Here is an 11287-nt window from a genome sequence, read left to right on the forward strand (position 1 = left end):
TTCATGGTTATGGAGAGGGTTGCCAGCTTAGCCGACAGCAATCTCTAGATACGCAGCGAACAAGACGTCTTAGCCAAATGAGACGTTTCGTCATCCCACTACCAACCTGGCTTCTGCCTATGCCGCGCGGCGCTCGCGCCGTGCCTTGATCGACTTCGCGAGCCAGCCACCCTTCTGTCGTGACGTCAATTCCTTCAGCTCTGCTGCGGCGCGCTGGTTGGAGATCTGCTCGGCAATCAGCGAGGCATAGATGCGGTCCGAGGCCTTGCGCCGGCGCACCGCATCGCCTGCATCGATGAATGCCTCCACTGTGGTGACGAGGCTGGAACCGATCTGGGCCAGCCGGCCGCCGGATGCCCCCTCCCCGCCGACAGTTTCGATCGACAGGCCGGACAGCTTCTCCATCTGCTCGTTCAGACGTGCCTCGAGCACATCGCATTGCGCGGCAGAGAGCGCAGCCTGCATGCCTTGCTCGCGCAATTCGGCCAGCACGGCGCGCAATTCCGCCTCGCTCAGGATCCCGAATTCGTGGAAGCTGGCGAGCATGCGATAGCCGCGTTCGACCGTAGCCGGGTCCTCCTCGCGCAGCTGCTGGCACGCTTTCGAGGCCGCTTCCCAGGCCTGCCAGCGATAGACCCAGTCGAGCCCAGTGCCCTTGATGTTCTGCATGCCCATGATGCGATTGAGCAGGCCCGGCGGCGTGTTTGCGGCTACCAGCCGCACGATCGCTTCGCCCTTCATGTAATAGTCGCGCACCGGGACAAGCTTCGCGTGAAAAGCCTTATGCAACAAGGCGCGCATCGCCTGATCCTGCGCTGCAGGGTTGCCGCCGCCCGCCACGGCCCGCTCGATAGCGAGGTATTCACGGTGCAGCGCCGCCATTGCCTCATAGTGGGTATGGATTGCGTCGGCGTGATCGACCTTCGTCAGAACCTCCCGCAGTTTGCCAGCCTTCGCGGCTGCAATCGCGTCCTGCGGCGCGAGCTTGTGCGCTTGCGGGGCAAGCATCGCCACTAGCAGGCCGTCGAGCGCGCTCTGGCTGAGCGGAATACGCTGATGGCGGGCCAACGCGCGCAGGTGCTCGAGCGGCGCGACATCCTTTGCAACGAGGCTCAGCGATGTCGCATATTCCGCCCATTCCTCCTCGATAAAGCCTAGCAGGCCCTCGATATTGCTACCGATCAGGAAATGCCGGTCGGCAGCCACGTCGCGCACGAGCATACGCGCGAACACGCGGCTGCGCGGCACACGGTCGGCCCGGTTGTTGACCACGGTGGTAACGAAGATCTCGGGGTCTTTCTCGAGGTCGTGATCGGCAAAGCCCATGCGGGTCCAGTTGCCCATTGCGCCGAAGCGTTCGTTGGCCGACATGCCCATGACGAATTGCAGGCTGCGCCCATCTATATCCGCGCGCGGATAGGTCTTGAGGACGCCCAGGTCGGCGACGACGCGGTCGGACATTTCCTTGACGCAGAAATCGGGCTCGAGGCCCAGCTCGTCGCCCATCGCGGTGACCAGCGCGATGTTGAAAGGGTGCTCTTCATAGGGGAACCGGTCGAGCAGGTTCTTGTGAATCAGCCCGGCCTCTTTCCAGCCGACCGAACGCATGCGCGTGCCCGCCTTGTCCGCCCCCTCGGCCAGGATCGGTAGCATTTCCTCCTCGGTTGTCAGCAGCGTCGAATCGTGCGGGATGAACTCGCACATGACCTCGGGAATGTTGCGCCCGGCGGGGCCCTGCACGTCCTCGTGATCGGGGTAAGTGTTCGTGATGGTCCCGATATCGTCGCGCATCCAGTCTTGCTGCAGCACGCGGACATAGGAGGGGTTGAGACCCATGCATTCCCACAGGAACACGCGCGCTTTCAGCCCACGCGAGGTCTTGAGCAGGTTGAACTGCTCCCAGATCGTCGCCTTGTCGTAAGGGCGGAAGAGAAACATCTCGGTCAGCTCGCCATAGGGATTGCCGAGCAGGAACATCGCCTCGCAGCCGGTCGTCTTGGAGACGATTGAGGGGCCGAGCGCGTTGATCAGGCCCGCCTTCAGCCGCTCCGTCCCCGACTTCCCGCGTGTCCCCCAGCCGCCGAGCACCAGAGACAGCCCGTCGCGCAGTCGCCGCGCCTGCCAGCCGAGCCATATATGCCGTCCGAGAAACCAGGTGCTCGCCAGCACCACGAAGACACCGAGTTCGACGAGATTGTTGGCGAAGACGGTCGAAACGTAGGCCGAAGCGCGGTCCCAGAAAATCGGTAGAGCGGCAAAAATGCCGCCGGCGCTGTAGAGCTTGATGATATGCGGGGTCGGCCTACCCGCCGTGTCGTGATACGCCCGGAAGGCAAGGTCGAGGCCGAGTTCGCGGAGCCTGGCGACGTAGGCCTCGGGGTCGCGATTGCGCAGGCTCGCCAACTCGGGAAAGCTACGCGTTACGGTCCAGAAAGCCTTCATCCGGGTAGGAAACCCGGCAGGCGCCGTTATTTCGGTTATCCCCGCGCTGGTGAATATCTTGGTCGTGCCGCCGCGGTCGAGCGCGGATAGCACCTGATCGACCAATGGGAGGTAATTGCGCCAGCCCCCCTCGCCGCTTTCGAACAGCGGTTCGCCCGGCACCTTGGTCGGGGCGAGTTCGGCCATCCGCGCGCTCGGCGCGATCAGGCTGCCGTGATAATGGCGACCCTTGGTGTGATAGAACGCCTGGCGCTTGTCGGTCGCGCTATGGCGGCCCTCGAACAGCATCCGCCATGCGCGGCGGCGGAAATATTCTCCGCGCTGGATCGACGGCATCAGGCCCGATTTCAGCGCAAGGCCGAAATCGCGCTGCGCCAGCACCGCCATCACCCGGCCGACCTTGTCCTCATCCTCGGCCAGCCATTGACGCAGCGCCGGGATCCTTCGCACCGCCCCTTCGCGCATCGGATGAACCGTGTCGGCCAGATTGCGGCCGATCTCCCGTGCCTCAGGATTGGTCCAGAACCAGATGCGCTCACGTACCTCGTCGCTCCAGCGCCATAACCTCGGCGAGGGATTGCGATCCCGAAGCCCTTCGACCGCGCCCAGCAACTGTCCGACCAGTGCTGCGGGAGCAGTGCCCGTGTCGCTGGCGGCATGTTGTGCGATATCGGCACAGGCTTCCAGCGCGATCCGCAGGACGAATTCGTCTTCGTCCCGCTTCAGGGTCGATGCGATCGCCCGCAGGTAGAGGTTCGCGCTGAGCGCTTCTAAAGTGGGGACAGGCGCAGCGAAAAGCGCGGCCCGAACCTGGGCGTCCTCGTCGCGCAGCAGGTCCTTGGCAGCCTGCGCGGCGCGGCCTGGAGGCAGGATGGGGAGGCATTCTGCCACCACCTGCCGCACGGCCCCGTCGGGGTCGTTGCACAGAAGGTCGAAGGCGATCTGCAAACGGTTCAATGTGTGGAGGAGGCTCGCAATTCGCCGCACAAGGTGGCGGCGAACGAAAACCTCGCCATCGCGTTGCGCAGGCGCTTTAGTTTCGAGATCGACTGCCAGCCTCCGCTCAACGAGCGAATGTACGGTATGCGGCGAAAGGGCGAACATGACGTCGAACGCCTCGCACTGGGTCCAGACATCTTCGGAAAGATCGAGACACGCCCGTCGCGTCGCGCTGAGCACGGCGTCGAGCCACAGCCCGCCCGTTCTCGTCGGCAGGTTCTCGGCGATGCGCCGCATGCAGGCGTGCGCTGCCCGGCGAATACGGGCATCGCCGTGCCAACTCCGTGTCGCCGGAAGGAGGACCTCGAAAATCTCGGTCATGGTCTCGCCTTCGGTCAGCGCAAGATCGTAACCGACCGCTTCACCGGCGACCCAGCCAAGCCGCTCGAGCGCGAAAGCCAGAACGCGCTCGCGCTCACCAAGGCGCTTGGTGAAACGCTCCACCACGGCATCGGCATCGAAGAAGTCCCGCGTGGCCTGTTCGTCGCGCCTGATCTGGCGGCCGCGCGAGCCGAGCGCCCGGGCGAAATCGAGGATCGCGGCCCGCTGTTCCGCCGTGTCGAGGGCACTGGCAAAGCGCGACTGGAAGCGCTCTTCCGCCTTGGTCAGCCGGGCGATCTCATCGCGTTGCAACAGGCAGAAATCGGCAAGGACCGTCGCGTGGCGAGCAGGCGGCAGGGCGTCGCCCCGCTCTCCGGCATAAGCGAGGATTTCCTCGCGCAAGTCGGCATAGACCGGCAGCAGCTTGTCTGCGAAGCCACGATCGAGGCGCTTGCCCAGTGGAACCTTGACCGGTCGCGCCTGTGCCACATCGATATTGGCCGCCGCATTCATGCCGCCGTGTCCTCGAGGCACGCAACGAAGGTTTCGAGAAGCGTCTCGTCGCTCAGCATCGCCTCTCGCAGGTCGGCAGACAGTTCGATATGCGCAAAGCGTGCGCCGCCTGCCTCGCGCAAGGCTTTCCCCTGGGCATTGCCCTCTCCCCCCAGTTCGTTCGCTTCGGCGGGATAGAGCAGCACCGCGCGTGGAGCGAGAGCGCGGCTCAGGCAATCCGCGAGATCGAGTGTATCGGGACCCGGCGAAGGCGATCCGTTGCTCACAATCGCCGCAGCTTCCTCCGCCCGCGATGTAGAGCGCTTCGCGCCATCGAACCCATGCAATTGAACGATGAGACCATCCGGGAACCGATCGGAGAATCCCAGCGCAAATTGCGTAAACAGATGCTCGCTTTCCCGCGCGACATCGAGCGCCTCGCACCCGTCGCTCCCATCACGTGCGACTGTGTTCTGCGCGGCAACCGCTGCGCGGCTGTGCGCGAAAACACGCAGCGCCAGCTCACCCGTGCCACGATCGTGAAAGGCGTGAGGGGCGGTGATCGCAAGCGGGACTACCGCGCCCTTGCGGAGCCGATACTCGCCGCCGCCACCGCAATGGCGCGTGTCACGCAACACGATGAACTTGTCCTCTTCAGTCCGGGTCAGCCTGAGTTTTGCCGCATCGCGCTCTTGCAGGGCTTCCTGCGCGAAATACGCACGCGCATTCTCGCTGCTGCATGCACTAGCTGCGAAGCCGGTTAGCAAGAGGATAGCCCAACGGATCATGACTCGGCCTCTTCGGCGGCTCTGTCGGCTTCGTAGATCACGAGGGCTTCGTAGTCGCGCCCTTCGATCCCGACGGGACCGACAGGGCGCCAGAGATTGCCGGCGAGATTGGCGATCTCGGACTCGGACAACATTTCGGGCGGGAATGGACTGAAGGCGGTCAGGGCCGCGCGCTCCCCCCTGCTGCGACGCAGGAACACGGCGCGTCCGTCACCGGCGGAAACGGGACGCTGCTCGTAAAGCCGCGCATCGACGCCCGCGACCAGGTTCTCGGCATCCTCAAGCGTGACGTCCACACGCGTGAAAGGTTCATCATCTTGAATGACGAGCTGATCTTGGCCCCAAATCTCCTGTTCGCCTGCGCGGTAGAACCGACGCGCGCGACCGTCGGCCAGATATCCATCGTCACGGCCGGAGAGGAGTGTCCGCTCATACTGCGCTATCTGTGCGCCCTGCGCATCGAACAGGGCAACCCGCAATGTGTAGAATGCGCCTTCGGAAGCTTTTGAGGGATCTGCCACAGCCGCATGTGCTAGAAGCTTCACCTCGTCGGCTGGCTGCGACAAGACGAAGGTCATCGGCCTGTCGCGCTCCAGTCGATAGGCCAGCGTTCTACCCGCAATGCGCAGGTCCATCTGCGTCGAGATTTGAGCTGCGACAAGATAACGCGCCAATGGCACCGCCCAAGCCCATCCCCCATAGGCGGCGAGAGCCGCGAGGATGGCGAACACTATACCGCGACCGAAGAAGGTCAGGCTCATTGCGCGCCGCCTCCGTAGTTGAGCACCCAGCCGATCGCGGAGCGGCGCCCGGTCGTGGCGACATAATAGCGCTCGGCCTGCGCCGGACGCGCTTCATATCCCGCAAAAGCTCGACTTCCGTCAGCTACTTCGGCGCGGATACCGGCCTCGCGCAATGATGACGCGAGCTTCCCGAGTTCGGAATACTCTGGCCCCAAGGCATCCTGCACTAGCAGGACTTCGGGCCTTCCTTCGGGAAAGGCAGCACCCTTGGGCCGCTGGCGCAGGTGGAACGAAAAGGCTTCCTCCGGCCCGTCCTGCTGCCGAACGATTTCCTGCCAGAGCACCGTCATAGCCGAGCGCGGCGAGCGGGAAAAACCGTCGGGCTGCGCTGCAACCAGCAAAACATCGCTTGCCCAGTTGCGATGCACAGCGACGCCGAGCCGGGCGGCTTTGCCATAGCCTTCCTCGCGCCAGGTAAGCACGCTCTTGGCGAGGGGCGCACCTTCGGCGATGAATATCTGGCCCTCGTCCCGCTGACCCGAAAAGAGCGTCCAGTGAGTGCGGCCTCCGAGCGTGCATCGCGCAACTCCGAAGCCTGCGGTCATGGCAGATGCGCGTGCATGCGTAGCAACTTGTCCTTCGCGCACAGAGGCAATGAAGGGCTCGGCGACTTCATACCGCACGAAGGCGAGGCGCTCGACGTCCCGCCATTTCGGCGCCGCATCGTCGTTGGCCACGAGGCGACAGGCGGCACCGTCGCGTAGGCGCGGGACACGCATGGCGGCGAGCCCTTCGAGCGCCGCGTCGCTCAGCGAAATAGCGGCACGATCCTCACCCCCATTGCGCGCACCGATATCGATGCCGGCACGGATATCCGGCACTGCGGCCTCCAGGCTTGGGAGATCGAGGACACCGGCCGATGCATTGGCATAGGCGATCTCGGAGGTTTCGCCCGCACCGGCCTGCAATTCGAGCAGGACGGTGTCGCTGGCATCGGCGAATACATCGGCGACACTGGGCCCAGCGATCGTCCCGGCGCCTCCGGGCGCCGAGATGACGAGCCACCGTGCATCGAGCTGTCGCCTTAGTACCAAGGCGGCCACGCCGAGACCGGGCCGGCTTGCCGGATCGCGGAGGACGATAGCTGCATCGCGGGATGCCGACGGGTCGAACAGCAGCATTTCGTGGCCGGCGTCATCGGCCCGGACAACCGCCAGACGACCATCGCCGACCGCCATCAACCGCCAGCCCTCTGCCTGCATGTCGAAATCGGGAGAGGATGCGGGCACCCCTTGCTGCAAGGCATAGACCAGCTCCGCCAGATCTGCACGCGCAGTATCCGACAATGGCGCCGCCTTGCCCGAGACACTGCGGATATGCGCGTCGCCGATTGCGTCCACGACGAGGATCTCGATGCGCTCTTCGCTGCGTGACACCCGGTCCACCTCGGCCATCTGTGCGCCGCCTGGGACGCGCGAGACCGCCGCCGACAGCGCGAAGCCGACGATATTGCCGAAGACGGCGCCCATGAAACTGACTTGCAAGGTCGAGCGAGCGAGGCGCGGGAAGATGTTCTTATCGTGTGCCTTGATCGCAATGAGCGTAGAAAGCAGGTAGCCGAAGCCGTAGAAGTCGGTCGTCTTCACATCGTAGCCCTGCCAGACGATGAACCAGCCAAGCGCCATCTTCCAGGCGAAGCTGATGTTGAAGAACAGCAGCAGCTTGCGTCCACCCTCGATCGTCGCATTGGCCATGCTCGGCAACTTCAGGACCAGCCGCGCGATTACGTAGATCACGATCGCCTCGAGGAACGACGTGAGGATCTTGGTCGGCTGGTACCACTGCAGCGCAATCAGCGCTGGGATCAGGATGCCCGAGAAATCCCAGCCGTAGCGCACGTTCATATGGCTCGCGATCAGCGCCGTTAGCGTCAGGATGATATAGGCCTTCGGGCTGGCCAGGATCGAGCTGGCGAGCCCTTCGTACATATAGGTCACCGCGCTCATGCGGAAATTGGTGAACTCCATCAGGCCGTAGCGGACCACCAGATAGGTGATCCCCATCGTCACGACGGCAGCGCCCAGCCCACGCACGAGGCCGGGCTTCCAGAACTGGTTTGCCAGCAGCGAGATGATGACAAGCCCGAAGCTCTGGAGATTGTCGCGCCAGTCGAAGCGGCGATCGAAACTGGTCTCCAGCCACCCGGCGAATTCGGGCAGGATATAGCCGTCCATCACGAGGCGTACGGCAATGCTGGCGAGGATAAGGCCCATGAAGCGGTCGCGCCCGAACAGGCTGGGATAACGACCGCGGCTCAGCTTTTCGGAGAACAGCCATACGAGCGCGTAGGCGAGGACTGCCTCCAGAATGATCACGAAGCCGGCCACCGGCTTCACGATCAGCAACGGCACGATATAGCCCGGCACGACCAGGCCGGAGAGGACCCAGCCGTAGCGCAGGTTGAAAAAGCACAGCACGAACACCCCGACCCACACGGTCGTGATGATCGAGCTGACGAGGCCGCCCTCGGGAAAAATGGCGAGCGGGAAGAAGCTCATTCGGCGTTCGCGGCTCCTCGTCCGAGCGCGCCCGCGATATTCTGCACGAGCCAGCTCGGCTCGACCGGCTTGCGCGCAATCGCTACGACGCCGAGCGCCCGGAACTCGTCTGACACGGTGTTGCCAGCAGTCGACGAAATGACGATTACCGGAGGGCGAGCCTCGCCCTGTTCGTTCAGAACGCGCAGGAAACGTACCCCGTCCATTTTCGGCATCACGAGGTCGAGCACGACCAGGTCGATCCCACCCTCGGCCAGACGCGCCAGCGCAGCCTCGCCGTCAGGCGCGGTCGACACCTCGTAGCCTTCCACCTCCAGCGTAATCTGCAGGAGACTGGCGAGGATCTCGTCATCGTCGACGATAAGGATATGCGGAACAGTCATCCGATGCGCCTCAGTTTCACGTTGAATCCGAACCCATTGGCCTCGCGGCCCCAGTAGGAGACGCTGCCCCCCCATTTTGCGGTGCGGGCGATGCCGCGATTGATCTGGCGGTACTCGCCGACCGACTGGTCCTCACCCTTCGTGAGCAGATAGACGAGCCGGCCGAAGCCGATCCCGAAACCGCCGGCGATGTGGACCAGCGTCTCGGTGTTCTTCTCCTCGAGCCGGACCGTGACCGTCTCGCCTTGCGGCGTGTCGGCCACCACGACGCGGAGCATGGCTTCCAGCATGTCGCCCAAGGCGCGCGGCTCGGCGATGGTGAAGCCGCTCATCGCCGGCAGCTGGATATCGATCCCGACTTCCAGCTCTTCGGCCATCTCGACGGTTTTCTCGAGCGTCTGGAGGACCAGCGCGCGCGCATCGACAGGGTAACAGGCCTCGACCAGCTCCTCATTTGCACCGCGTACCAGCTCGGCGACCTCGTCCAGCCGCCCGGTCGCGCGGCGCGCAGCCTCGCCGATCCGCCCCACGATCGGGCCGATCTTCTCCGCGCCGACCCGCGGGTCCCTTGCCAGGTCGGCGGCGAGCAGGATGGCTTCGAGATCGTTGCGAAGCTGGAGGTCGATAAACAGGCCGACCGACTGGCGCAGGTCTGCAGCGGCGTGCAATTCGGTAATGTCGACCGCTTCGATCACGATCACCCGGTCCATGCCGCGGGCCATGCTGTCGGGAGCTCTCACCCGCAGGATGCGCTCGACCGGACCGGACTGCCGCATCGGCAGGCGCATCTCTCCGCCGCGGAACACCAGCTCCTGCAGCAAGGCCTCGACCCGGACGACATCGAGCTGGGTCAAGGCGACGATCACGTCGACCAGCGGCGTTTCATTTATGGCGATCTCAGCTTCGCGATAGAGCTCTTCCATCGCGCGGTTCGCATGGAGCGGCGATCCGATAAGGTGGAAAATCATTACCGCAGTATCGATCGTATCGAAACCGCGGCGGACCTGATCGGATTCGCGAGCGACAAGCGAGACCGCGCTGGCGACCTTCTCGTCGATCGGGAGATAGCGTTCCTCCTGCCGCTCGCGCGCGTTGAGGTCGGCGCGCCAGCGGAACAGCTCACGAAAGGAGGCGGCGGCCGCGCGGACCAGTTGCCCGCGCTTACCACTGCGTCCGCCGGGCGGAACGGCGTAAAGCCAGAACAGGTTGCGCTCGGCCCCGCCGATCCAGGTCAGCCGCGCCTCGCAGCCCCAGCCGGGGACAAGGGCCGCAGCGTCGAAGCCGACCTGCCGTCCGCGCATCTTCGCCAGCCCCCTCGACAACTCGGCGAAATCCATCGCGATATCGTCGAGCTTGGCGTCGATAGCGCTCACAAGCTGCAGTTCGCCGGTGCGGGTGAGCTCTATCAGCAGGCTTTTCTCGACCCCCGCGATGCGCGCCGTCGGATCGACGAATTGCGGCAGTCGCGCCCCCTCGCGGAGGGCGGATCGATGCACCGAATGCTGGACCGCGCGCGCGGCAACTCGTTCCAGCCGCTTGTCCTGGCGGCGCTCGCGAATGAGAATGCGCTGGATGGCAATGATCCAAGGCGCCAGCAGCAGGGCCGTCATCGGCAGCAGGCGCCCGGCGAATTCGAGCGCGAGCCACCCGCCCGCGGCGATCAGCACGCTGGCGATGATCGAAACGCGCAGGATAAGCTGCTTCGGATCGCTCCGGCGATAGGCGATCGCCAGCGCAAGTCCAACGGCCAGCAGCAGGATCCAGCTGTTCCACGCGGCGGCGCGGACGACTTGACGACCGGTTTGTAAATCATGGACTGCATGGGCGCGGAAGATCGCTTCCGACATAGTGCGCATATCGGGATCGCGCGGCGTAGCAAGCGAGGGCTCGAGCGCACCAGGCGTTGCGATCAAAGCCACTGTTCCGGCAAGATCGGCGCCCGACAGATCTCCTGCGACCAATTGGCTCGCCGGAATGACGGGGATCGACTGCGCGCGCGGCATGCGAACCAGGAACTCGCCCTCGCTTGGCTCGACACCGGCCAGCGCGGTTTCGAAGGATGGCATGACAGTTCCACCACCCGACAGGCCTCGATACTGGCTGCGCTGAATTCCATATTCGGAGGGCGCAAGATTGGAAGCCGCTCGAACTGCGCCAAGCTCGGGGCCATCGGGTGTGGAATCGAACCGCCAGCGTCCGCTGAGGGGCACTTTGTCGGCGCTTCGGCCGATGATCACCGGGATGCTCGCTCCGGGCATTTGAGTGTCGCGGAAGCCGAGATAGCCGATGCGCTCAATACCCGAACCGGCCAGGACACGATCGAGAGCGGAATAACGGTCCGCTCCCATTGCAGCAAAGCGCGGATCGCGTTCCACCACGACCACCGTGGGGGCCGTGGCACTTCCGACGACGGCAAAGCGATCGAAAATCCGCCCGTCGATGTCGCGAAAGACCTGCGCCTGGTGAAGGATGCCAAGCACGATCACGGTCATCATCGGCAGAAGCACGCTAGCAAACCGCTCGCGCGTAAGCACGCGCGCGCTGCGCGAGGCAGTCACCTT

At 64.3% G+C, this 11287-nt stretch carries 6 protein-coding genes; all 6 read right to left on the reverse strand.

The features are described from left to right. Positions 1-117 precede the first annotated feature (117 nt). Genes Q9K02_RS01255 through Q9K02_RS01280 form a run of 6 tightly spaced genes read right to left on the reverse strand, consistent with a single transcriptional unit; the run spans position 118 to position 11284 of the window. Positions 118-4275 carry a hypothetical protein gene (locus Q9K02_RS01255; protein ID WP_305931240.1) on the reverse strand — a complete coding sequence of 1386 codons (4158 nt, stop codon included), beginning with the start codon at positions 4273-4275 and terminating at the stop codon, positions 118-120. Continuing rightward, positions 4272-5042, reverse strand: a complete 771-nt coding sequence (locus Q9K02_RS01260) for a hypothetical protein (protein ID WP_305931241.1) — start codon at positions 5040-5042, stop codon at positions 4272-4274. The genes Q9K02_RS01255 and Q9K02_RS01260 overlap by 4 nt, the downstream gene beginning before the upstream one ends. Next, positions 5039-5803 carry a hypothetical protein gene (locus Q9K02_RS01265; protein ID WP_305931242.1) on the reverse strand — a complete coding sequence of 255 codons (765 nt, stop codon included), beginning with the start codon at positions 5801-5803 and terminating at the stop codon, positions 5039-5041. The genes Q9K02_RS01260 and Q9K02_RS01265 overlap by 4 nt, the downstream gene beginning before the upstream one ends. Further along, positions 5800-8343, reverse strand: a complete 2544-nt coding sequence (locus tag Q9K02_RS01270) for a poly-gamma-glutamate biosynthesis protein PgsC/CapC (RefSeq protein WP_305931243.1) — start codon at positions 8341-8343, stop codon at positions 5800-5802. Before Q9K02_RS01270 ends, Q9K02_RS01265 begins: the two co-directional genes overlap by 4 nt. Next, positions 8340-8726 carry a response regulator gene (locus Q9K02_RS01275; protein WP_305931244.1) on the reverse strand — a complete coding sequence of 129 codons (387 nt, stop codon included), beginning with the start codon at positions 8724-8726 and terminating at the stop codon, positions 8340-8342. Before Q9K02_RS01275 ends, Q9K02_RS01270 begins: the two co-directional genes overlap by 4 nt. Next, a complete protein-coding gene (locus Q9K02_RS01280; protein ID WP_305931245.1) occupies positions 8723-11284 on the reverse strand; it encodes an ATP-binding protein in 2562 nt (853 codons plus the stop codon). The genes Q9K02_RS01275 and Q9K02_RS01280 overlap by 4 nt, the downstream gene beginning before the upstream one ends. Between the last annotated feature and the right edge of the window lie 3 nt (positions 11285-11287).

It is taken from the genome of Qipengyuania profundimaris (genome assembly GCF_030717945.1).
Classification (GTDB): domain Bacteria; phylum Pseudomonadota; class Alphaproteobacteria; order Sphingomonadales; family Sphingomonadaceae; genus Qipengyuania; species Qipengyuania profundimaris.